Consider the following 22,040-nt stretch of genomic DNA (forward strand, 5'->3'; position numbering starts at 1 on the left):
GTCTTCTAAATGCCAAAAAACGCCGTTAATAACGTGGGTTCTATTACACGCCGGCGTCGTAACTACTATAGTGGGGGGACTAGTACCTGTTTGTAGATGACCCCCGTCGAACTCCCAAGCCGGGCCAAGCCCGAGGCGCTACACGAACTCTGCCGCCACCTTCACAAGGTTAGCGGCTCCAAGAAGACCGACCTCTATGACCAACTGGAAATTGATCAGCGGCAGATTCGAGCCTGCATTGACTATGGCGCGAAACTTGGCTTCTTGACTGTCGAGGACGACGACGTTCAGAACACCAATCGAGGTTCAGGTATCAGCTACTCCGAGAACATCGACGACAAGCCGGTACAGACCGCATTTCGAGAAGCCATCGGATTTTACGAACCGTACCGGGACACGCTACTGCGTATCCACGCCGGAAACTTAGTGGAGAAAGTCAAAGACAATCCGGCGGTCAAACAGAGCGTATTCAAGGAGAAGGCGGAAGCATCGACTGGCGACGAGCATTCGGATAGGGAAATCAATCTCCTGATCAAAACCGCTCAGGCGGCTGGACTTGGAGAGTTCATCACCGGAAGAAAGGGATTTGAGACGCGCCTCGAAGTGTCCGACCAGTATGGGGAATTTGTCAACGAACTGGCCGAGGAGTACCCGATACCCGAACCCGAAGAAACCGTTGAGGAGGAATCTACCGAAGCGGGCAAAGATGTGGAAGCCGATAAAGTATCCGCTGACGTGGACGAAATGGTGTTGAAGGCTGACGAGTCTGCCAAGCAACTGAAATTGAAAGTTGAATACGACGTAACCAACAAGAGTAAGGAACAGATCGCCAGTCTCGTTCAGGGGATTCGAGGTGAAAAGTAATGCCTCTCAACGATGAGTTGTCGCGGTATTCGGAGCGGTCAGTTCAACTGATTGAGAACTCCCCACAGATGGACGAGGAGAACACCAAGCGGAAGATCATCGAACCGCTGATTGAGCTTCTCGGATGGGATATTCTCTCCTCTGACGTTGAGCTTGAGTACTCTGTTCAGATGGGGTCGGGGACAAAGAAGGTTGATTACGCACTCAAGCGGGAGGGAACACCCATCGTATTCGTGGAGGCGAAGGGATGTGACACGCCACTTGGCCAAAGTCACGAGAATCAGCTGAAAAGCTACATGCGACAAGTCGGGGTCGATTGGGGACTCCTCACTAATGGTCGTAAATTCGAAATATTCCGGCGAGACGTATCCAGCAACCGCCCCAACGAAATCTCACTTGCGAAGTTCACCATCGAGAGAGTTCCTGCTAACGAACACCCCCTCAAGGCTCTTTCTCGGGAGTCTATCGACTCGGGAGAATCCCGACAAATTGCTGAGAAGATCGAAGCAGTACAGAACGCTGTCGCCTCCCTCCGAAAAAACAAGGAAACTCTTGCAGAGGACGTGACGGGTGAGGTTACGGAGGTCGCCGGAAGTGCTGTGTCACAGCAAATCGAGGATGAAGCGAAAGCGTTCGTCGACGACCTCATCGAGACGTTGGAGGAGGAGGCCCACCGGACAGCTGTAATTCAAGACCCAAAGGGAGGTGACGACAAACCCGAGGGTGGAGAGTACATCATTAGTCTCAATCGAAATGGCGACGAGGTCTTCCGAGTGGCAGAGGATGTCCAATCGGAGGCAGTTGGGTCACTCGTGAACTACCTCATAGGGGAGGAGGGGCTTCTTGACGAGATCGATATACCTTACATTCCCGGTACAGGACAGGGAAGTCGCGCACTCCTCAACGATGAACCCACGCATCCGAACGGTTCAGATATGCGGGCACAAAAGAGAGTTTCAGGTGGGTATTATTTACTCACGAACCTAAACTCAGAAGACAAGAAGCGATACACATCAGAACTCCCCGAGAAGGTGGGTTTGGAATGCGATTTCTCCCAGAATTGGTGATCTGACCTGAATCTCCGACTGCTACCTATAGTCGCGTGAAATCTTCACAAACGCAAAAGCTCAACAACTTCCTGAGTCTGACCTCAGAGTTCCTACTCGAAAGGATTGAGTGAAACGTAGCCGACTGGTTACTACCGATACCCGTGGTCGGATCAACGAGCGCGAACATCTTCAACGGTAACTTCCACTGATCCCTTCACCAGTCTCATCTTCGTGTTTGTTTCAGTAGTTCAACACATAGAGTCGGCGTTAGTCACTGAATCGTCTCAGTAATATTTCTATTCACGTCATATCTACTTCTCTAAGATAACTCGATCCCACACCCTCTATGTGTTAAACTACACATTTCAAACAATGATACAATCCGTTGTTGTTGATACTTCCCTGGCACTTCCCCGGTGTATCACTACTTATCCACCCTAATGAATGCTAAGGGGTTTATATACCACCCCTCCAACGCTGTCCGTGCTTCTCGTCCACCGAGGGTGATTCCACGATCCGACGATCGGGATGTTCGTTCGCTTTCCAGTTGGGCTTCCGCGAGTCGAACTGTACCGGCGGTAGCTCTCCGAAGGTTTGGTCGAACATTCGGCAGACGTTCTCGATACGGTTCTCGCTGAGATTGAACTCCTCAGCTACCTCCTCGAACAGTTCGTCTGTCTCGGGACTGTTCGGATGGAAGTGCCTTTCCTTGGTGTACCCGCTCTCGTCCCGATGGACGACGTATGCACAGGTGCAGAAGACGGCCAGTTCCAACCGCTGTCCGAATTTCTCGCCGTCGATGTTCGTTGCCCTCGCGATCGAACGCTCGATCTGCCGTTCCGTCAGATTGAGCCGTTGGCCGATGATTTCGACGAGGTCTTTTCGAAGCCGGTAGGTGTGGAGTTGGCTGTGTTCCCACGTCGGGCCGTTCTTCTCGCCGCGATTGATGGCGGAAAGCATCCGAAAGTATCGTTCCCGATTGAGGTTAAGAAAGTCGGACACCCACTTCTCACCTCGAACGTCGCTTGGAGAGAAAAACGTCGCACAATGAGGGTCAGGTTTCGTTAGGTCGTTGTACGCCTCCCCGTTGATGTGTATCTCGTCCTTGTCGCCGTCATCCTCAGAGTCGGTCGGTGTGTAGACTGATTTCGAGTCGGTTGGCGGATCTACCTCGGGCGTGGCGGCGTATTCGTCAGATGGTTCAGTTATCGTTTCGGCTGTGTGGCTGGTTTGGTTGGCACTCATAGGTTAACGAAGGGGTTGGCGATACCCATCATCGACGGACAGCGCCGGATCTCAGAGAGGGTAACGCCAGTAAAATGCCTCTACTGTACAGACGGTAGCCACTTCCTTAATACTAGTGTGAGAACAATATGCCATGGGGGGTTCGAGATGGATTCCCCGTCATCCCTTCAATCTGTGTCTCGACACACCGAGAGTTCGTCCGCACCTCACCCTACATCGATAATGCTGATGAATGACACACCCCACCCCCGGCCTTAACAGGTCGGGGGCTTTTTTCTATTTTACCACTTATCTTCAGCTCGGTTATCTGCACTTCGTTTATTCGTTCGAAGGTACTTTCGAGTCGTTTTGAGATTGGAATGTCGGACTTGTTCCGCCGCTTGTGCGATTCCCTCTTTCTCGGTCCAGAGCGAAGCGACCCCATGACGGAATGAGTACCACGATAGGGTACGGTTCGATCCTTGGAGGTCAGCACCCTCTATGAGTTGGTCCAGCAGTTTGTTCAGATTCCGAGCATCGTATCGATTTCCATATTTCGTAAGCCACAGCTCGTCTTCACCGTCGTACTTTTCATACGATTGCCGCTCCTGAAGCCAATGTTTCAGAGCATTTCGAGAGGTAGACGAGATTTCGCAATTCCAGGCTTCCTTATTCTTAGTAGACTCCTTTGCGGGGATATTGATCATGTTCCGATCGAGGTCAATCCACTCCGGCTGCATTTTCCCCACCTCAATAGGTCGGAGTCCGAGATCGGAAGTGACCGAAATAATCGAGGGGTACTTCCACGACGAGGCGTTTTTAAAGTCTTCTTTCGATACGTTCTCCTTCTTGATCCCCTGTTGTTGAGCGACGAACCGTTTCAATTCCGCCCGTTCGTCGGACGTGAGATTCCAGTAACTCTTGATGGAGTATTTCTCTAGTGCGGCTTCATAGAGTCGATTCATCTCGTCAGGGTAGAATCGATCTTTAACCTTCTCCGAGTCGTCGGAATTGCGCGATGGTTCGATCGGAATGTCGTGTTCCCACTCGGGAATGTCTCGATTCTGAGCCTCGCGCTTGTATTTGAATAACCGGCGGATGCACTTCTCGAACGTGTAGACGTAGCTATCTGGGTGGGTGGAGTGTTTCATTAACGTATCGAGAAGTTCGGTGGCTTGCTCTTGGGTTATTTCTTTGGTGAATTCCCCTTCTTGTTCCCACAACCATTTGTACACTTCATCGATCTTGTAGTGGGTAGTTTTGACTGTAGATTCTGAGAAGCCTTCTCCTCGGTACGTGTCTTTCCCCTCGTTCATCAGCCAGCGGATGAAGGTGATTTTGTACTGCTTGTAGTCGTCTTGGATCATCTCGCTGAATGATTGTAGCGACTCGTTCGTAGCTTCAGCAACGGGGGGTACTGGTAGCTCTGTTTCCTCTTGTTCGCGCGTGTTGATTTTCATATTTCCACCGTGAGCCTGGATTGTGGTCCTACCCCTACCCCATATGGCGGTTTTTCGGGTGGTGTTAGGACCGATTTTCTTTTAGGCCTTTTCACAGAATTTGCGGTGGAAAAAGGCGAAATCGGGCGTGTTAGAGCCGTATGCGCCGGCCGGGATTTGAACCCGGGCCATGAGCTTGGAAGGCTCAGGTCCTACCACTAGACCACCGGCGCCCATCTACGGGAAATCGCCGGTGGAATAAGGACCTTGCCCTTTTCGATCGGGACCGGGTCGGGACGGTTCACACCTCACCTGGCGGCCGGATCCGGCCGAACGACCACGTAGCAGTTGCCGCTGGAGATCTCGAACTCCTCGATCGACAGGTCGCTCGCCTCGAGGTCCGCACGGAACTCCGCGGGCGCGTAGATGTGGTAGAACCGGGGAACCGTCTCGCCGCCCGGAAGCGTCCAGTCGACCGTGGTGTCGAACCCCTCCGCGTCGGCGTCCTCGACGTTCGCGTCGTCGGTGGTGGTCCCAGGGACGTCCGCGAAGCGATCGTGGGCCGTACTCCAGGTGCTCACGAGCGCGACGCCGTCGCCACACAGAACGCGGGCGAGTTCGTCGAGGCTTCGAACCCGGTGCTCGCGGGATCGGAGGTGATGGATCGTCGCGACGTAGACGCCGAGGTCCACGGAGTCAGTCCGGAGCGGCAGGGACGCGGCGTCGCCCTGCAGGAGTTCGGCATCGAATCCTCGGGAGTCGCGCCGATCGGCCGCCTCCCGGAGGAGTCCGCGGCTCGCGTCGACGCCGACGACCGACCACGAACGCCGTGCCAGCGTCTCCGTGTGGCGACCGTTTCCACAGCCGACGTCGAGCGCCCGCGTCGCCGTCCGTCCCTCGAGGAAGGACTCGACCTCCGGCCAGGCGTACTCGCGCGTCTTCGCGAAGTGGGCGGCGATCCGATCGTACGTCGCGATGGGATCGCGGTCCCGCGGGCGCGGTCCACCCGATTCAGGACCGTCCCGTTCGGAATCCTTCCGTTCGGAGTCCTCCGCCATGGACGCTCCTGCGGAGGCCGCGGGGAAAGGTTCCCCGAAAGTCCCGCGTATCGGTGGATGGTGATGGCGATCGGTCCCGCGTCTCACCGACCGATCGCCAGGCGCAGTGCGTTCAGGTACGCCGACGGCGCGCGCCGCCGTGCGCCGGCCAGCGCGTCAGCGAGCGCCTCGCCCGCGCGGTCGTGGATTCCCTCGCCGTGCCCGACCAGGATCCGGTCCGGATCGATCCCGGCGAAGGGGGCCCGCGGCGGGATGAGACGCAACATCGGGTGGACGCCGAGGCGTTCGCCTCCGGCACGAAAGAACGGGTTCGTCCCCACGGCTTCCGGGACGATCAGGGTCGATCCGTCGAAGAGTGCCACCTCCTGCCAGGGGGGCAGCGAGGCGTTTCGAACCCGGATCGCCTCGAATCCGGTGTCGGCGAGCCGGGACCCGAACCGCTCGACGGGCGCGTCGAGTTCCTCCTCGACGCCGGTCATCCACTCCGGGATCCAGACGGCGACGTCGTGACGTGTCGCGACCGCGGCGGCGTCGCGCTTGTGGCGGTCCAGACAACACACGACGCCGGCGACGCTCCCCGGATCCGAGAGGAGTTCGTCGAGCTGGTCGGAACCGTCGGGTCCGGGCGGATCGACCGGGTCGATCACCCAGACGTCCGGGGCGCCCCCGCCTTCCTCGTTCGGGACGGTGACGGCGTGGCTCGCCCGCTGCATCGCCTCCTCGGGATGGGCCATCCAGCCGACGCCGCCGTCGAACCGATCGATCACGTGGAGGAACTCTCGGTCCTCGGCCGTCGCGTTCCCGTCCGAGGCCTCCGGGTCGGACTCGTCGCCGGGATCGGACGCAGTCATACGCGAGGTAGGGACCGAGGGCGCTTAAAACACGGCCGGCGCCGACGCGGGTCACTCCGAGAGTCGATCGGTGTCGATGGCGACGTCGGGGGGCGTCACGACGAGAAAGCCGCGAAAGTGCATCAGTTCGCCGTCCATGTCCCGGATCTCGCGGGCGAATCCGGCGGCGAGCTCGTTGAGGTCCCCCTCGATCGACAACACGAGCGTGTTTCCGTACTCGACGTGGCGGATCCACTCCTCCGGAGCCGTCGAGCCGTCGAGTACCCCGAGAACGACGTCCCCGCGTGCGCCGATCTCGTCGAGTTGGTCCTCCGCGTGCCTGAGGTCGAGGTCCCAATCGCCCATACCCGGAGGTCCACGCCCGTGGTAAAAACGGTTCCCCCAGCCGGTCGACGACGTCTCCGGCCGGATCGATCGCATCCGCCGGCGAGCCGCGTTTCGAACGGCTGGGTGGACGCCGGGCCCGTCTCGTTGAGGGGTGGACGAACGTCCAATCGGGTCATAAACCCGGTGCCGGATCACCACCGGACGCGGTCGCCCGGGAGAGAACCGGCCGATCTCTCGAACACGACTCGTCCGAGTCACGCGATCTGTACGTCGTCGATCCGTGATCGTGGGGAACTGTTCCGTCCGATCCGGGCCCATCGCGAAAAGGTTTAATAGTGGAGAGGCCTCAGGACGAAGTGCGATGACACATCATACGGAGGCTTCGTCGGACACCCCGGCGGATCGAGTTCTTCCAGGGCACGATAGCTTCTAACATCGATATCGGTCCTGTCCGAATTTTCGACACGACGCTGCGAGACGGCGAACAGTCACCACGTACTTCGTTCAGCTACGACGAGAAGCGACGCATAGCGTCGACGCTGGACGAGATGGGAACCCACGTCATCGAGGCCGGGTTCCCCGTCAACTCCGATTCGGAGTTCGAGGCCGTGAGCGACATCGCCGCCGCGACGGACGCCACGACCTGCGGGCTCGCCCGCGTGGTCGAAGGCGACATCGAGGCGGCGATCGACTCGGGCGTGGAGATGATACACGTGTTCGTCTCCACGAGCGACGTCCAGCTCGAGGACTCGATGCACGCGACCCGCGAGGACGCGGTCGAGCGCGCGGTGAAGAGCGTTCGCCGGGTCAAGGACGCGGGCGTCGAGTGCATGTTCTCGCCGATGGACGCGACCCGAACCGAGCCGGAGTTCCTGATCGAGATCGTCGAGGCCGTCTCGGAGGCCGACGTCGACTGGATCAACATTCCGGACACATGCGGCGTCGGGACGCCGACGGCGCTCGGCAAGACGGTCGAGGCGGTCGTCGAGGCGACCGACGCCCGCGTCGACGTCCATCCCCACGACGACTTCGGGCTGGCCACCGCGAACGCGCTGGCCGGCTTCGAGAACGGCGCCCACCAGGCGCAGGTCTCGGTCAACGGGATCGGCGAGCGAGCCGGCAACGCCGCATACGAGGAGGTCGTGATGGCGGTCGAGTCGGTCTACGGCGTCGACACCGGGATCGACACGACCCAGATCACCAAGCTGGCTCGGATCGTCGAGGACGCCTCGGACATCCCGGTCCCGGCCAACAAGCCGGTCGTCGGCCGGAACGCGTTCTCCCACGAGTCGGGCATCCACGCGGCGGGCGTGATCGAGAACGCGGACACCTTCGAGCCCGGCGTGATGACCCCGGAGATGGTCGGGGCCGAACGCGAGTTCGTCCTCGGCAAACACACCGGGACCCACGCGGTGCGCAAGCACCTCGAGGAGGCCGGCTTCGACCCGACCGACGCCGAGGTCCGCGTCGTCACGAAGCGGGTCAAAAAGCAGGGCGCGAACAAACGCCGCGTCACCGTCGGCGACGTGGAGCGGTTCGCGGAGGACGAGGGCATCGAGAGACGCGAGGAGGTCAGGGTCTGATGACCCCCTCCGCGTCGGGGTTCGACCGCCAGCGACAGCCCCGGATCGCGGAGCGTCGAGACAGATTTAAGTGTGGCGAGCGGAATTCATCTCGTGATGAGCCGACACGAGACGTTCGCGGACGAGGGCGAGCAAGCCACCGCGACGCTCGCCCGCTCCCCCGGACTCGACAGTCTCGGGCTCGTGATCGGTATCGGAGCCATCGTAGGGGCTTGAGCCCCTACACCACCACCCTTCTTCGAAGCCGGCGTACCGCACGTTCCCCGCGAGGGACCGATCCTCGCGACCCGGAGATCACGGCAATCGACACCGATCGCGACACACAGATGCCACGACACGACCCATGACCACTCGAGACGCACCGATCGACCACGACGAATCGAACCCGACGAACGCCGACGCGGCGGCGGCGAACGGGGAGGACCCCGCGAGCGACGCCGCCGCCGACGGCGGAACCGCGGCCGCCGAGGCGGACGCCGCCGGAGAGGAGGCCGCGGAGGCCGTGAACCGCACGCCCACGACGGGTGCCGAATCGGTGATCGCCGCGCTCGAGGCGGCCGGCGCCGACACGGCCTTCGGCATTCAGGGCGGAGCGATCATGCCCGTCTACGACGCGCTTTACGCCTCGTCGGTCCGCCACGTCACGATGGCCCACGAGCAGGGCGCCGCGCACGCGGCCGACGCTTATGGCGTCGTCTCCGGCGAGACGGGCGTCTGCCTGGCCACGTCCGGTCCGGGCGCGACCAACCTGGTCACCGGGATCGCCGACGCCTCGATGGACTCGGACGCGCTGTTGGCGCTGACCGGCCAGGTCCCGACGGAGTTCGTCGGCAACGACGCGTTCCAGGAGACCGACACGATCGGCGTCACGGCGCCGATCACGAAACACAACTACTTCGCGAGCGAGTCCGACACCGTCGGCGACACCGTCGGCGAGGCGTTCGCGTACGCGGAGACCGGCCGGCCCGGTCCGACGCTCGTCGACCTGCCGAAGGACGTCACGCTCGGCGAGACCGACCGGACCCCGAAGCCGCCGGAGCCGCCGGCCGGCTCGGAGACCGACCCCGAGGCGGATCCCGACGCGGTCGATCGGGCCGCTCGGGCCATCGAACGTGCCGAACGGCCGCTCTGTCTGTTCGGCGGCGGCGTGATCAAAGCCGACGCCAGCGATCAGGCGCGACGGTTCGCTCGCGAGCACGAGATCCCCGTCACCACGACGATGCCGGGGATCGGGTCGTTCCCCGAGGACGATCCGCTCTCGCTGTCGTGGGCGGGCATGCACGGCACGGGCTACGCCAACATGGCGATCACCCACACCGACTGTCTGATCGCGGTCGGGACCCGGTTCGACGACCGGCTGACCGGCGGGATCGAGACGTTCGCTCCCGAGGCCGAGGTCGTCCACGTCGACATCGACCCGGCCGAGATATCCAAGAACGTCCACGCGGATTACCCGCTCGTCGGCGACGCCGCGACCGTGCTCGAACAGCTGCTCGCGACCGTCGAGACGTCGCCGGACGCCGACGAGTGGCGAGAGCAGTGTGCGGACTGGAAGAACGAGTACCCGATGACCTACGCGATGCCCGAAGACGAGCCGCTGAAGCCGCAGTTCGTCGTCGAGGCCTTCGACGAGGCGACCGGCGACGACGCGATCGTCACCACGGGCGTCGGCCAACACCAGATGTGGGCCGCGCAGTTCTGGACGTACACGGAGCCGCGGACCTGGGTCTCCTCACACGGGCTCGGAACGATGGGCTACGGCGTGCCGGCGGCGATCGGCGCGCGACTGGCGGCCGACAACGCCGGCGAGACCGACCGCGAGGTGGTCTGTTTCGACGGCGACGGGTCGTTCCTGATGACGATCCAGGAGATCTCGGTCGCGGTCCGTGAGAACCTCGACATCACCTTCGCGGTGCTCAACAACGAGTACATCGGCATGGTCAGACAGTGGCAGGACGCCTTCTTCGAGGGGCGACACATGGCCTCCGAGTACGGCTGGATGCCCGAGTTCGACAAGCTCGCGGAGGCGTTCGGCGCGAAGGGCTGGACCGTCTCGGAGTACGACGAGGTGGCCGACACGATCGAGGCCGCCCTCGACCACGAGGGTCCCTCGGTCATCGACTTCCGGATCGACCCCGCCGAGAACGTCTACCCGATGGTTCCAAGCGGCGGCGACAACGGCAAGTTCGCGCTCTCGGAGGAGCAGCTATGAGCGGGAACGCCGACGACGCGACCCCGAACAAACCCGATCCGGGATCGCCCCATCGGGACACCCAGGGGACGAACGCCGACCGCTCGGGTATGCCCGGTCCGGCCCCGGAGGAGCGACCCCATCCGGAGGGGCGGCGAAACAGCCAGGGCATCCGGATCGATCCGGCGGTCGAGGCCGAACACCAACCGAGACGGGCGACGATATCCGCGCTCGTCGAGGACGAGCCGGGCGTCCTCTCGCGGGTTTCGGGACTGGTCTCGCGGCGACAGTTCAACATCGAGAGCCTGACCGTCGGCCCGACGACCGTCGAGGGCCACTCCAGGCTCACGATGGTGGTCGAGGAGACCGATCCCGGGATCGACCAGATCGAACGTCAGCTCGCGAAGCTGAAACCCGTGATCTCCGTCGGCGAGCTCGCCGACGACGCAGTCACGACGGAGCTCGTCCTGCTCAAGGTCCGCGGCGACGAGCCCGACAAGGTCCACGCCATCACCGAGATGTACGACGGCGAGACCCTCGATGCCGGGCCGCGAACGATCACGGTCCAACTCACCGGCGACGAGTCGAAGATCGACGACGCGATCGACGCCTACGACCAGTTCGGGATCATCGAGATCGCCCGGACCGGACAGACCGCGCTCTCCCGCGGCGACACGCAGACGGTTCCCGGCGAGGAGCCGGGGACCTCGGGCGAACCGACCGCCCACGCGACGAGCGTGGGCGAATCGACACAGCGAAGTTACGACAATCCCTAATACAGATACATCCATGAGCAACGACACGCCGTTCGAATCCGAGATCTACTACGAAGACGACGCGGACACGTCCCACATCCTGAACAAGACCGTCGCCGTACTCGGCTACGGATCCCAGGGTCACGCGCACGCACAGAACCTGAACGAAAGCGGCGTCGACGTCGTGGTCGGCCTGCGCGAGGACTCCTCCTCGTGGGGCGCGGCCGAGGACGACGGTCTGGAGGTCGCCACCCCCGCGGAGGCGTCAGCACGTGCGGACATCGTCTCCGTGCTCGTCCCCGACACCGTTCAGCCGGACGTCTACGAGAACGCGATCGAGCCCAACCTCGATCCCGGCGACACGCTCCAGTTCGCCCACGGGTTCAACATCCACTACAACCAGATCCGTCCGCCCGAGGACGTCGACGTCACGATGGTCGCGCCCAAGTCGCCGGGCCACCTCGTCCGCCGGAACTACGAGAACGACGAGGGGACGCCGGGCCTGCTCGCCATCTATCAGGACGAGACGGGCACGGCCAAACAGGAGGGACTCGCCTACGCCGCCGCGATCGGGTGTGCCCGCGCCGGCGTCGTCGAGACGACCTTCCGCGAGGAGACGGAGACCGACCTCTTCGGCGAGCAGGCCGTCCTGTGTGGCGGCGTCACCTCGCTCGTGAAACAGGCCTACGAGACGCTCGTCGAGGCGGGCTACTCCCCGGAGATGGCCTACTTCGAGTGTCTCAACGAGATGAAGCTGATCGTCGATCTGATGTACGAGGGCGGACTCGGCGAGATGTGGGACTCCGTTTCCGACACCGCGGAGTACGGCGGCCTCACACAGGGCGACGTCGTCGTCGACGAGCATGCCCGCGAGAACATGGAGCAGGTCCTCGAGCAGGTACAGGACGGCACCTTCGCGCGCGAGTGGATCGCGGAGAACCAGGCCGGACGTCCCTCGTTCACGCAGCTGCACCAGGCCGAGCGCAACCACGAGATCGAGCAGGTCGGAGCGGAGCTCCGGTCGCTTTTCGCCTGGTCCGAGGAGACCGAGGACGAGGACGAGACGGAGCGCGTGACCGCCGATGCCTGAGGACGTGCCGGACGTATCGCGTGCAATCGTCCGCGGTCGCGAGCGGGGGATCCCCCGATGAGCAGCGGAACGCTCTACGATAAGGTCTGGGAGAACCACAAGGTGACCGAGCTGCCGACCGGACAGGACCAGTTGTTCGTCGGTCTCCACCTCGTTCACGAGGTCACGAGCCCGCAGGCGTTCGGAATGCTGCGCGAGCGCGACGTCGAGGTCGCCTTCCCGGAGCGGACCCACGCGACGGTGGACCACATCGTTCCGACCGACGACCGCGATCGACCCTACGCCGACGACGCGGCGGAGAACATGATGGCCGAACTCGAGGAGAACGTCCGCGAGTCCGGCATCGAGTTCTCCGATCCCGACTCCGGGAACCAGGGGATCGTCCACGTCATCGGCCCCGAACAGGGGATCACCCAGCCGGGCATGACCATCGTCTGTGGCGACTCACACACCTCGACGCACGGCGCTTTCGGGGCGCTCGCGTTCGGGATCGGGACCTCACAGATCCGCGACGTCCTCGCGACGGGCTGTGTCGCGATGGAGAAACAGAAGGTCCGACGCATCGAGGTCACGGGCGAGCTCGGCGAGCACGTCACGGCCAAGGACGTCATCCTCACCATCATCCGGAAGCTCGGCACCGACGGCGGCGTCGGCCACGTCTACGAGTACGCCGGCGAGGCCATCGAGAGCCTCGGCATGGAGGGACGGATGTCCATCTGCAACATGTCGATCGAGGGCGGCGCCCGCGCGGGCTACGTCAACCCCGACGAGACCACCTACGAGTGGCTTCGCGAGACGGACGCCTTCGCCGACGATCCCGAGCGGTTCGAGCGGCTGAAGCCGTACTGGGAGTCGATCGCGAGCGACGACGACGCCGAGTACGACGACGTCGTGACGATCGACGGCTCCGCGATCGAGCCGACCGTCACGTGGGGAACGACCCCCGGACAGGGAATCGGAATCACGGAGCCGATCCCGGCCCCGGAGGACCTGCCGGCCGACAAGCAGGACACCGCACGGCGTGCACAGGAGCACATGCGCGTCGAACCCGGAGACACCATGGAGGGATATGAGATCGACGTCGCCTTCCTCGGCTCGTGTACGAACGCACGGCTGAAGGACCTGCGTGAGGCGGCCGCGTTCGTTCGCGGCCGCGAGGTCGCCGACGACGTCCGCGCGATGGTCGTCCCCGGCAGCCAGCGCGTTCAAGCCGCCGCCGAGGCCGAGGGCCTCGACGAGGTCTTCACCGAGGCCGGCTTCGAGTGGCGCGAGCCGGGCTGTTCGATGTGTCTGGGCATGAACGCCGACCAGCTGCAGGGCGACGAGGCGAGCGCCTCCTCCTCGAACCGGAACTTCGTCGGCAGGCAGGGCTCGAAGGACGGCCGGACCGTCCTGATGAGCCCGACGATGGTCGCGGCGGCGGCGGTGACCGGCGAGGTCACCGACGTCCGCGAGATGGAGGAGGTGGTGACCGCATGAGCGGCTCCGACGTCGAGATCGACCACGAGGGCTTCGCCGAGGGCGAGGCCCCCGCCGAGAAGGTGACGGCGGTGTCCGGAACCGGGATCCCGGTCCGCGGAAACGACATCGACACCGACCAGATCATCCCGGCGCGGTTCATGAAGGTCGTCACCTTCGACGGGCTCGGCCAGTTCGCCTTCTTCGACCAGCGATTCGACGACGAGGACGAGGAGAAGGACCACCCGTTCAACGAGGAGCAGTACCAGGGGGCGAACGTCCTGGTCGTCAACGCCAACTTCGGGTGCGGCTCCTCGCGCGAACACGCCCCGCAGGCGTTGATGCGATGGGGAATCGACGCCGTCGTCGGCGAGTCGTTCGCGGAGATCTTCGCGGGCAACTGTCTCGCGCTCGGCATCCCGACGGTGACCGCCGACCAGGCGGACATCGAGGCGCTCCAGGACTACGTCGAGGAACACCCCGACGCCGAGATCGACGTCGACGTCGAGAACGAGCGCGTCGTCTACGACGACGAGGAGATCGACGCCACGGTCAACGACGCACAGCGGAAGGCCCTCGTCGAGGGGGTCTGGGACACGACGGCGCTCATGGGCGCGAACGCGAACGCGGTCCGCGAGACCGCCCGCTCGCTCCCCTACGTTCCGGAGGATCACGTCTCCTCGCCGGACGAGGACGCTGACGCCGCGGCGGGGGACGACTGAATGAGCGAGGAGATCGTCGTCATCGAGGGCGACGGCATCGGTCGGGAGGTCGTCCCGGCCGCCGTCGAGGTGCTCGATGCGATCGCGGACGACTCGGACGCGGTCGGCCCGTTCGAGTACGTCGAGGCCGACGCGGGCGATGCGGTCCTCGCGGAGACCGGCGAGGCGCTCCCCCGGGCGACCTACGACCTGGCGGCGAACGCCGACGCGACGCTGTTCGGGGCGGCCGGCGAGACGGCCGCCGACGTCATCCTCCCGCTTCGCGACGCCGTCGACTCGTTCGTCAACGTTCGGCCGGCGCGTGCGTACCCCGGCGTCGATGCCCTGCGCCCGGAGACGGACGTCGTCTTCCTGCGTGAGAACACCGAGGGCGTCTACGCCGGCCACGAGGACCGCCTCTCCGCGGACCTCTCGACGCTCACGCGGGTGGTCACCGACTCCGCGTCCCAACAGCTCGCGGAGTTCGCCTGCGAGTTCGTCGAGGCCGGTCGCGGCCCCGACCACCGCGACGGCTTCACCGTCGCACACAAGGCGAACGTGATGCGCGAGACGGACGGTCGGTTCCGCGAGACGGTTCTCGAGGTCGCAGACGAGCGCGGCGTCGCGGCCGACGAGGAGCTGATGGACGCGTTCGCGACCAAGCTGCCCCTCGATCCGAGCCAGTACGGCGTCGTCGTCTGTCCGAACCTGGCCGGCGACGTGCTCTCGGACCTCGCGGCGGGGCTCGTCGGCGGGCTGGGACTGCTCCCCTCCGCGAACGTGGGCACCGACAACGGGCTCTTCGAGCCGGTCCACGGCACCGCGCCGGACATCGCCGGCGAGGGGATCGCGAACCCGACCGCCGCGATCCTCTCTGCGGCCATGCTCCTCGAGCATCTCGGCTACACGGCGGCCGGCGGGCGGGTTCGGACCGCGGTCGAGTCCGTCCTCGCCGACGGCCCCCGGACCGGGGATCTCGGCGGGTCGGCGACGACGGCGGAGATGACCGACGCGATCATCGCACGGTTGTAGACCGCCTCGGGGGCGCCCCCTCGAACCCTACACCTTCTCGGCCAGCTGCTCTGCGACGTGTTCGCCGTAGGGGAGCGAGCAGGTCAACCCGGGCGAGACGGCGTTGAGGACGTGAACCGCGTCGTCGGTCTCGATCGACAGCGGATCCTTGACGAGTTCGCCCTCGGCGCTCACGAGCTGGGCGCGGATGCCGGCGTAGCTCTTCTCCAAGTCCTCGCTTTTGACCTCGGGGACGAGCCGTCTGGAGGCCTCCGTGAACTTCCCCTTGCGGTAGGACTTGTTCAGCTCGGAGACCGCGACCGAAAGCATCGTCGGGGAGGCGAGGAGCCGCCGGAACCCCTCGTAGGTGAGCGTTTCGTACAGCTCACGGAGATCGACGTCCGTGTTCTCGTAGGCCTCGCGGCCGAACGCGAGGACCGCGTTCGGTCCGACGATCACCTTCCCGTCGGTCCGTCGGGTGTAGTGGACCCCGAGGAACGGCAGCTCCGGGTCCGGCGTCGGATAGATCATCGTCCGGCACAGGTGCGCCTTCTCGGGGGTAAGCTCGTAGTACTCGCCGCGGAACGGGACGACCTGGTAGTCCTCGCCCACGCCGACCTGATGGGCCAGCGTGTCGGCGTGCAGTCCGGCGGCGTTGACCAGGTAGTCGGCCTCGACGTCGCTGTTGCTCGTGTGGATCCGGTACCCCTCGCCCGACCGATGGATCCGCGAGACGGCGTGGCCCATGTACAGGTCGACGCCGTCCTGCTGTGCCTCGCGGGCGAGGGTGTAGACGTACTGCTGGGAGTCGACGGAGGCCGCCTCGGGGGCATAAAGCGCCGCCTGCCCGACCGCGTGCGGCTCGTGTTCGCGGATCGCCGCCTGCGAGTCGAGCAGCTCGTAGGCGACCCCGTTGGCCTCCGCCTGTGCGGCGAGTTCCTCGAGGTGCGCCTCCTCGCGGTCGTCCTTTGCGACGACGAGCACGCCGCACTCCTCACACGGGATGTCGTGTTCCGCACAGTACTCCTTCATCCGGCTCGTCCCCTCCGTGGCGTACTCCGCTTTCACCGAGTCCGGAGGGTAGTTGAAGCCGGGATGTAACACGCCGGAGTTGCGCCCGCTCTGGTGTTCGGCGAGGTGGTACTCCTTCTCGAGGACGCACACGTCGAGGTCGGTCCGCTCCGCGAGGTGTTTCGCGGTCGACAGCCCGACACAGCCGCCGCCGATGACCGCGACGTCGTGGTGTATCATCGACCGAGAGTAGCCATGACTGCCTAAAAAATCCGCCGCAACGTCGCCGAAGCGCCCGATCGATGATGCATCCCTCTCAGTATCCCAACCCGAGGACGTAGTTCACGACCACGGCCGCGAGGATCACGGCGAGGAGCCCGGAGAGGATGGAGAAGGCGGCGGACCACCCGACGGTGTCCGCCAGAAATCCCGTCGTCACCGACCCGAGCGCGCTGACGACCAGATAGACCGTTCTGACGAGGCCGAATCCCACGCCCTGTTCGTCCTCCGACAGCTCGTCGACGAACCGCGGCTCCACGGTGACGGCCATCCCGAGCCCGGTGCCGATCATGACGACCGCTGCAGCGATGCCGACCAGGCCCGGACCGACGACGAAAAGCGCCATGCCCGCCACGCTCGTGAGCAGGCTGACGCCGACGCCGAGATCCCGCTCGTAGTTGTCCGAGAGCGCGCCGAGGAGGGGCTTGGTCGCCGCCTGTACCACGAAGTACGACGAGAACACGACGCCGGCCGTCGTCGCGGACAGCCCCCGATGCGCGATGAGGAACGTCGGGAGGAACGACGCGACCCCCTGCCAGACGAACGCTCCCGTGCCCGCGATGACGGCGGTGAAGGCGATCGTCGGCCGCGAGAGCAGCTCGAGGACCGGCCCGATCCGCATCCGATCGCGCATCGGCTCGTCGGGACGTTGCGGCTCGCTCTCGCGGACGAACAGCGCGAACGACGCGAAGACGGGAACCGCGACTATCGCCCCGATCGCGACGGCGGGCCGCCATCCGTAGCGCGTGCCGACCCACGCCGCCGCGACCGGGGCGATCAGTCCACCGGCGGGCGCGCCGATCGTGTGGATCCCGATCGCGGTCCCGATGTCGTCGTAGGTCCGCCAGAGCAGGGTCGTCGCGGTGCTGTAGTGGAGCCCCGCCACGGCACCCAACGCGATCACACAGAGGACGAAGGCCGGATAGACCGGAGAGACGGCGACGAGCAGGGCCATCACCCCCGTCCCGCCGACTGCCACGAGGATGATACGCCGCTCCCCGTATCGGTCCCCGAGGACCCCGCTCGGGAACTGCGAGAGCGCGTAGGCCATCCACATCCCGGTCAACGCGACGCCGATCACCGTGTTGGAGATCTCGAAGGCGTCGGTTATCCGCGGGACGACCGGGCTGATCGCGAGCCGTCCAACCATCGTCGCGAAGAACGCGAGCGTACAAAGCGAGAGAACGGTGTGTCTGTAGTGCCAACGCATGTCCATGAACGCGTCAGTTCACGCACCGGCCGACCGCATCCGTCGTCGGTTCCCGTCGTTCGGCGTTGTTCATCGCGCGGTGGCGTGCTCGTCGGTGGCCTCGCGGATCCGTTCGTAATACTCCTCCGCCCGCCGTCGGTCCGTCTCCGAGAGTTCGACGAGCGGCTCCCTCACCGGGCCGCCGTGGAGTCCCGCGAGGTCCATCGCGTGCTTGACCGCCGGGACGTTGTTCGCGGCCGCAAGGTCGTTTTCCTCGCCCGGCTCCTCCCGGAGGTTCTCGAACGGCCGGATCTGCTCGCGAAGCTCCCGCGCCCGATCCCACGCTTCCGCCTCGAGGGCGTCCATCAACGCGAGCACCTGCTCGGGCACGAAGTTTCCGATCCCGGTGGTGAACCCCTCTGCCCCCTCGACGGCGAAGGCGGGGGCGAACCGCTCCGCGATGCCGTTCGACCAGACGACGTCGGCGTCGATCGTTTCGACCATCTCGGAGAAGCCCTTGACGTCGTTCACCGCGTACTTCACGCCGACGACGTTCTCATAGCCCGTGATCTCCGCGAGCAACTCCCGAGTCACCGCCGGACCTCGCTTGTACAGAACGACGCCGAGATCGGTGGATTCGACGATCTCCCGGTAGTAGTCGATCAGGCCGACCTGATGGATGTATGTGTGAACCGGGTGCATGACCATGATCGCGTCCGCCCCGACGTCCTCGTAGGCGGACGCGAGCTCGATCGCGGTTTGGGTGCTCCCGCCGACGCCGCCGACGATCGTCGCCTCGTCGCCGACCGCCTCGGCCACGGTTTCGACCACCGCGACCCGTTCCTCGTTCGTCAACGAGTAGTACTCGCCCGTGTTTCCACAGGGGATGATCACCCGCCCCCCGGCGTCGACGACGTGGCGAACGTTGCTCGCGAGCGCGTCGTGTCGGATCTCCTCGCCGCTCTCGTCGAACGGCGTCGGATTGGTGAAGGCGACGCCCCGAAGGTCGGATTTGATGCGTTGATACTGCACGGACGTGTGAACTATCCGCACGCAGCATAAAGGTATCCGTCGACCGTTCGCTCACGGTCTACCCGTATCCGTCGAATCTCGCTCCGATGTCGATTCTCGCCCCGGAATCACGTTCTCGTTTCGGGAACAGACTTATGTCGGTCGCGGAACTGCCGGCGCACATGACGACGGAACCGACGGGCAGACGGATCCGCGGCGTGCAGATCGGGGTCAGCGTCATCGAGCTGCTTCAACGGGAGGGAACGCTCGGGGTGACGGCGATCGCGAACGAGCTCGGACACTCGAAGAGCACGGTCCACAGCCACCTCCGGACGCTTGCGGACGAGGGTCTCGTGGTCGCGGAGGACGGCGGATATCGGTTGAGTCTGAAGTTCCTCTCCATCGCGCGCGACGTCCGCGACCAGGTCGCGGACTACGACGTCATCGAGAACGAGGTCGACGAGCTGGCATTCGAGACCGGAGAGATCGTGCAGTTCGGAATCGAGGAGTACGAGCGCGTCTCCTACCTGTATAAGGCCGCCGGAGATCGGGCGGTCACGACCGCCTCCCGGATCGGGACCCAACAGCCCATTCACTCGACCGCGCTCGGAAAGACCATCCTCGCACACCTCCCCGCGGACCATCGCGAGGGGATCGTCGACGCCCTCGACCTCGACGGCCGTACTGAAACGACCATCACGGACCGCCAGGCCCTCCGAGAGGAGCTCGATCGGATCGTCGATCGCGGGTACGGCATCGACGACGAGGAGAACATCCAGGGGCTCCGCTGTGTCGCGGCGCCCGTTCTCGACGACGACGAGGTCCTCGGTGCGATCAGCATCTCCGGACCCTCGAGCCGAATCACCGACGAGCGGCTCCACGGCGACCTCGCCGACAGCGTACGGCGCGCGGCGAACGTGATCGAGTTGAACACGAAGTTCGGGTGAGTCGAACGGTATCGTTAATATCGAACGTCCGAATGGCTCCGACGGATGCACACCGTTTCTCCCGACTCGCTGGAGGCGTTCGCACAGGTCGCGATCGAAGGATGCGGGGCGCCGTCCGGGATCGCGGAGACCGTGGCCCGCTCGCTCGTCTCCGCGGACCTCGTCGGCCACTCCTCACACGGCGTGGTCAGGCTTCCCTACTACGCCGCCCAGATCGACGACGGGGCGCTCGATCCCTCCGCGATGCCGGAACTCGAGGAAGCGGGCCCGTTCCACCGGATCGACGGCGGTGGCGCGTTCGGCCAGGTGACCGGTCGACGGGCGGTCGAGCTGGTCACGGAGACGGCGGCCGAACGCGGCGTCGGCATCGTCGGCGTTCACGACTCCGGTCACCTCGGTCGGATCGGCGAGTGGGCGGATATCGTCACGGACGAGGGGTACCTCTTCGCGTCGTGGGTCAACCTCCACGGCGGCGCCCAGCGGATAGCTCCTCACGGCACCGCCGACAGGCGGCTCGGGACGAATCCGATCACCTTCGGCGTGCCCAGCTTCGGGGCGCTCCCGTTCGATCCGATCTACGACGCGGCGACGAGCCAGATCGCCCACGGGAAGATCATCGAACGCGACGGGTCCGGCGAGCGGCTCCCCGAGGACTGGACGATCACGGAGACCGGCGAGCCGGTCGAGTACGCCGCCGACTTCGAGAACGAGGTCGGCGCGCTGTTGCCCCTCGGCGGCATCGAGACCGGCCACAAGGGGTTCGGCCTGGCGACGATGACCGAGCTGTTCGCGGCGATCATCGGCGGCGGCGCGGTCGCGACCGAGGCGGAGCAGAACTGGGCCGGAAACGGCGCCGCATTCGTCGCCATCGATCCGACGGCCTTCACCACGCGGGAGGCGGTCGCCGAGCGCGTCTCCGGGCTCGCGCGCTTCCTCCGCTCTGCGGAACCGATCGAGGAGGGCGGGGAGGTCCTCCTGCCGGGCGAACCGGAGTACCGAACCGCGCGGGACCGGCGCGAGTCGGGCATCCCGCTCGAGGACGCCGTGGTCGAGAACCTCCGGGAGATCGCCGAGGATCTCGGCGTTCGGGCGTCGCTGCCGGAACCGCTTCGGTGAACCGCCTCGCTTCCCCGTGGAACGCGTCTGGTCCGACGAGGCGACCGTACCGGCCCTCATCACCTCGAACGTCGAGGACCGTTCCGACGCGTCCGTCGACCGATTCGTCGGGAAGTCTCACCGGGGCCGCGCGTCCGCGTCGGTCGGCGAGGGCGCCGCGAGTTCGCCGTTCTCGAAGGCGATCGGCTCGGGCTCTGCCACGACCCGCAGGTCGTCGCGCTCGCGCGCCTCCTCGAGGAGCGCCTCGGAGGCGTACATCCGCTCGAGGTGCATCGTGTCGGTCGCCCGGATCACGCGCGCGTCCCATCGATCGCGGACGCCGACGGTGGAGAGACACGCGAGGATCCCCGCCCGGTCGGTCTCGACGGTCGTGGGGATCCGGGCGTTCTCGACGCTCCCGGAGGTCACGGCGTTGATCGCGGTGTCCTCGACCTCGAGGTCACCCAGCAGGTCACGGTGGATGAAGTCGGCCTGGCCGACGCCCGCGGCGTTGCCGTGGGAGGCCGCCGTGAGCGACCGCGTGTAGATACGCCGGATGTCGGGGACCTCGGGCGACGGCTCGTTGAACGCCAACAGCCGACCGGTGACGTTCGTGTCCATCCCGGATCCGCTTATCTCCTTGCCCATCCGGTCGAAGACGACGAGATCGAGGTCGTCGAACGGCAGCGTGGGGAGCAGCTCGTAGGCGGTCTCGAGGAGTTCGGCCTCCCGGTCGAGGAACCCCTCGGGCGGCACGCCCTCGATCTGCTCCGTCCGATCGCGTTGGTCCTCGAGGATGGCGACGCCGCCGACGACGGGGAGCTCCCCGAGGAGGCGTTCGGTGATCTCGGGGATCATGTTGCGGAAGCTCCAGTCGAGCGCCCACGCGTGGGCGGTCTTCGCGCCC

General features: G+C 64.6%; 18 protein-coding genes, 1 tRNA gene and 2 pseudogenes. 11 read left to right on the forward strand and 10 right to left on the reverse strand.

The window, feature by feature from the left end; all coding sequences use genetic code 11:
- The first annotated feature begins 96 nt into the window (after positions 1–96).
- Complete coding sequence (locus tag ACFQE9_RS14945; protein WP_379746518.1) at positions 97–864, forward strand: hypothetical protein; 768 nt, start codon at positions 97–99, stop codon at positions 862–864.
- The gene (locus ACFQE9_RS14950; protein ID WP_379746521.1) at positions 864–1,931 is read left to right on the forward strand and encodes a type I restriction enzyme HsdR N-terminal domain-containing protein; all 1,068 of its coding nucleotides are present in this window, start codon (positions 864–866) and stop codon (positions 1,929–1,931) included. Before ACFQE9_RS14945 ends, ACFQE9_RS14950 begins: the two co-directional genes overlap by 1 nt.
- A 438-nt stretch (positions 1,932–2,369) precedes the next feature.
- On the opposite strand, the gene ACFQE9_RS14955 is transcribed toward ACFQE9_RS14950, so the two are convergent.
- From ACFQE9_RS14955 to ACFQE9_RS14980, 6 genes and pseudogenes are all read right to left on the reverse strand, one after another.
- Positions 2,370–3,158, reverse strand: coding sequence for a hypothetical protein (locus ACFQE9_RS14955; RefSeq protein ID WP_379746524.1), 789 nt, complete (start codon positions 3,156–3,158; stop codon positions 2,370–2,372).
- A 281-nt stretch (positions 3,159–3,439) separates the two neighbouring features.
- Positions 3,440–4,597 (reverse strand): tyrosine-type recombinase/integrase, encoded by a 1,158-nt coding sequence (locus tag ACFQE9_RS14960; protein ID WP_379746527.1) that lies wholly within the window; start codon positions 4,595–4,597, stop codon positions 3,440–3,442.
- 141 nt (positions 4,598–4,738) lie between these two features.
- Positions 4,739–4,809: transfer RNA gene (locus tag ACFQE9_RS14965), tRNA-Gly, on the reverse strand.
- Positions 4,810–4,884: 75 nt separating this feature from the next.
- Positions 4,885–5,634 carry a class I SAM-dependent methyltransferase gene (locus ACFQE9_RS14970; protein ID WP_379746530.1) on the reverse strand — a complete coding sequence of 250 codons (750 nt, stop codon included), beginning with the start codon at positions 5,632–5,634 and terminating at the stop codon, positions 4,885–4,887.
- Between the two features lie 83 nt (positions 5,635–5,717).
- Positions 5,718–6,368 (reverse strand): hypothetical protein, encoded by a 651-nt coding sequence (locus ACFQE9_RS14975; RefSeq protein ID WP_379746561.1) that lies wholly within the window; start codon positions 6,366–6,368, stop codon positions 5,718–5,720.
- A 171-nt stretch (positions 6,369–6,539) separates the two neighbouring features.
- Positions 6,540–6,830, reverse strand: a pseudogene (locus ACFQE9_RS14980) (DUF5779 family protein); the annotation flags it as partial.
- A gap of 350 nt (positions 6,831–7,180) precedes the next feature.
- Here ACFQE9_RS14980 and ACFQE9_RS14985 point away from each other — a divergent pair.
- The 7 genes from ACFQE9_RS14985 to ACFQE9_RS15015 all read left to right on the forward strand — a co-directional run bounded on the left by ACFQE9_RS14985 (position 7,181) and on the right by ACFQE9_RS15015 (position 15,622).
- Entirely contained in the window at positions 7,181–8,395 is a 1,215-nt protein-coding gene (locus ACFQE9_RS14985) for a LeuA family protein (RefSeq protein ID WP_379746564.1), read from the forward strand.
- Between the two features lie 343 nt (positions 8,396–8,738).
- The gene (ilvB, locus tag ACFQE9_RS14990; protein ID WP_379746533.1) at positions 8,739–10,607 is read left to right on the forward strand and encodes a biosynthetic-type acetolactate synthase large subunit; all 1,869 of its coding nucleotides are present in this window, start codon (positions 8,739–8,741) and stop codon (positions 10,605–10,607) included.
- Positions 10,608–10,696: 89 nt separating this feature from the next.
- Positions 10,697–11,362 carry an acetolactate synthase small subunit gene (gene ilvN, locus ACFQE9_RS14995; RefSeq protein ID WP_379746567.1) on the forward strand — a complete coding sequence of 222 codons (666 nt, stop codon included), beginning with the start codon at positions 10,697–10,699 and terminating at the stop codon, positions 11,360–11,362.
- Between the two features lie 13 nt (positions 11,363–11,375).
- Positions 11,376–12,431 (forward strand): ketol-acid reductoisomerase, encoded by a 1,056-nt coding sequence (gene ilvC / locus ACFQE9_RS15000; protein ID WP_379746536.1) that lies wholly within the window; start codon positions 11,376–11,378, stop codon positions 12,429–12,431.
- Positions 12,432–12,488: 57 nt separating this feature from the next.
- Positions 12,489–13,910, forward strand: a complete 1,422-nt coding sequence (gene leuC / locus ACFQE9_RS15005) for a 3-isopropylmalate dehydratase large subunit (RefSeq protein ID WP_379746539.1) — start codon at positions 12,489–12,491, stop codon at positions 13,908–13,910.
- Positions 13,907–14,611: a 3-isopropylmalate dehydratase small subunit gene (gene leuD / locus ACFQE9_RS15010; protein ID WP_379746542.1), complete on the forward strand. Its 705-nt coding sequence runs from the start codon at positions 13,907–13,909 to the stop codon at positions 14,609–14,611. Before leuC ends, leuD begins: the two co-directional genes overlap by 4 nt.
- Positions 14,612–15,622, forward strand: a complete 1,011-nt coding sequence (locus ACFQE9_RS15015; protein ID WP_379746545.1) for an isocitrate/isopropylmalate dehydrogenase family protein — start codon at positions 14,612–14,614, stop codon at positions 15,620–15,622.
- A gap of 27 nt (positions 15,623–15,649) precedes the next feature.
- Here ACFQE9_RS15015 and lhgO read toward each other — a convergent pair whose 3' ends face one another.
- From lhgO to ACFQE9_RS15030, 3 genes are all read right to left on the reverse strand, one after another.
- The gene (gene lhgO / locus ACFQE9_RS15020; RefSeq protein ID WP_379746548.1) at positions 15,650–16,852 is read right to left on the reverse strand and encodes an L-2-hydroxyglutarate oxidase; all 1,203 of its coding nucleotides are present in this window, start codon (positions 16,850–16,852) and stop codon (positions 15,650–15,652) included.
- A gap of 76 nt (positions 16,853–16,928) precedes the next feature.
- Positions 16,929–18,101: an MFS transporter gene (locus ACFQE9_RS15025; protein ID WP_379746570.1), complete on the reverse strand. Its 1,173-nt coding sequence runs from the start codon at positions 18,099–18,101 to the stop codon at positions 16,929–16,931.
- A gap of 69 nt (positions 18,102–18,170) precedes the next feature.
- The gene (locus tag ACFQE9_RS15030; protein WP_379746551.1) at positions 18,171–19,112 is read right to left on the reverse strand and encodes a dihydrodipicolinate synthase family protein; all 942 of its coding nucleotides are present in this window, start codon (positions 19,110–19,112) and stop codon (positions 18,171–18,173) included.
- Positions 19,113–19,273: 161 nt separating this feature from the next.
- Here ACFQE9_RS15030 and ACFQE9_RS15035 point away from each other — a divergent pair, with 161 nt between their 5' ends.
- Both ACFQE9_RS15035 and ACFQE9_RS15040 read left to right on the forward strand, forming a co-directional pair.
- Positions 19,274–20,038, forward strand: coding sequence for an IclR family transcriptional regulator (locus tag ACFQE9_RS15035; RefSeq protein ID WP_379746555.1), 765 nt, complete (start codon positions 19,274–19,276; stop codon positions 20,036–20,038).
- Positions 20,039–20,083: 45 nt separating this feature from the next.
- Positions 20,084–21,154 (forward strand): Ldh family oxidoreductase, encoded by a 1,071-nt coding sequence (locus ACFQE9_RS15040; protein WP_379746558.1) that lies wholly within the window; start codon positions 20,084–20,086, stop codon positions 21,152–21,154.
- Positions 21,155–21,271: 117 nt separating this feature from the next.
- On the opposite strand, the pseudogene ACFQE9_RS15045 reads toward ACFQE9_RS15040, so the two are convergent.
- A pseudogene (locus ACFQE9_RS15045) lies at positions 21,272–22,040 on the reverse strand (nickel pincer cofactor-dependent isomerase, group 22); the annotation flags it as partial.

Source organism: Halopenitus salinus (assembly GCF_042662125.1).
GTDB classification, from domain to species: Archaea; Halobacteriota; Halobacteria; order Halobacteriales; family Haloferacaceae; genus Halopenitus; species Halopenitus salinus.

Coding starts and splice junctions, on each gene's coding strand:
- ACFQE9_RS14945 (WP_379746518.1), top strand. CDS start 97: ATGACCCCCGTCGAACTCCCAAGCCGGGCCAAGCCCGAGGCGCTACAC.
- ACFQE9_RS14950 (WP_379746521.1), top strand. CDS start 864: ATGCCTCTCAACGATGAGTTGTCGCGGTATTCGGAGCGGTCAGTTCAA.
- ACFQE9_RS14955 (WP_379746524.1), bottom strand. CDS start 3,158: ATGAGTGCCAACCAAACCAGCCACACAGCCGAAACGATAACTGAACCA.
- ACFQE9_RS14960 (WP_379746527.1), bottom strand. CDS start 4,597: ATGAAAATCAACACGCGCGAACAAGAGGAAACAGAGCTACCAGTACCC.
- ACFQE9_RS14970 (WP_379746530.1), bottom strand. CDS start 5,634: ATGGCGGAGGACTCCGAACGGAAGGATTCCGAACGGGACGGTCCTGAA.
- ACFQE9_RS14975 (WP_379746561.1), bottom strand. CDS start 6,368: ATGGCCCATCCCGAGGAGGCGATGCAGCGGGCGAGCCACGCCGTCACC.
- ilvB (WP_379746533.1), top strand. CDS start 8,739: ATGACCACTCGAGACGCACCGATCGACCACGACGAATCGAACCCGACG.
- ilvN (WP_379746567.1), top strand. CDS start 10,697: ATGCCCGGTCCGGCCCCGGAGGAGCGACCCCATCCGGAGGGGCGGCGA.
- ilvC (WP_379746536.1), top strand. CDS start 11,376: ATGAGCAACGACACGCCGTTCGAATCCGAGATCTACTACGAAGACGAC.
- leuC (WP_379746539.1), top strand. CDS start 12,489: ATGAGCAGCGGAACGCTCTACGATAAGGTCTGGGAGAACCACAAGGTG.
- leuD (WP_379746542.1), top strand. CDS start 13,907: ATGAGCGGCTCCGACGTCGAGATCGACCACGAGGGCTTCGCCGAGGGC.
- ACFQE9_RS15015 (WP_379746545.1), top strand. CDS start 14,612: ATGAGCGAGGAGATCGTCGTCATCGAGGGCGACGGCATCGGTCGGGAG.
- lhgO (WP_379746548.1), bottom strand. CDS start 16,852: ATGATACACCACGACGTCGCGGTCATCGGCGGCGGCTGTGTCGGGCTG.
- ACFQE9_RS15025 (WP_379746570.1), bottom strand. CDS start 18,101: ATGCGTTGGCACTACAGACACACCGTTCTCTCGCTTTGTACGCTCGCG.
- ACFQE9_RS15035 (WP_379746555.1), top strand. CDS start 19,274: ATGACGACGGAACCGACGGGCAGACGGATCCGCGGCGTGCAGATCGGG.
- ACFQE9_RS15040 (WP_379746558.1), top strand. CDS start 20,084: ATGCACACCGTTTCTCCCGACTCGCTGGAGGCGTTCGCACAGGTCGCG.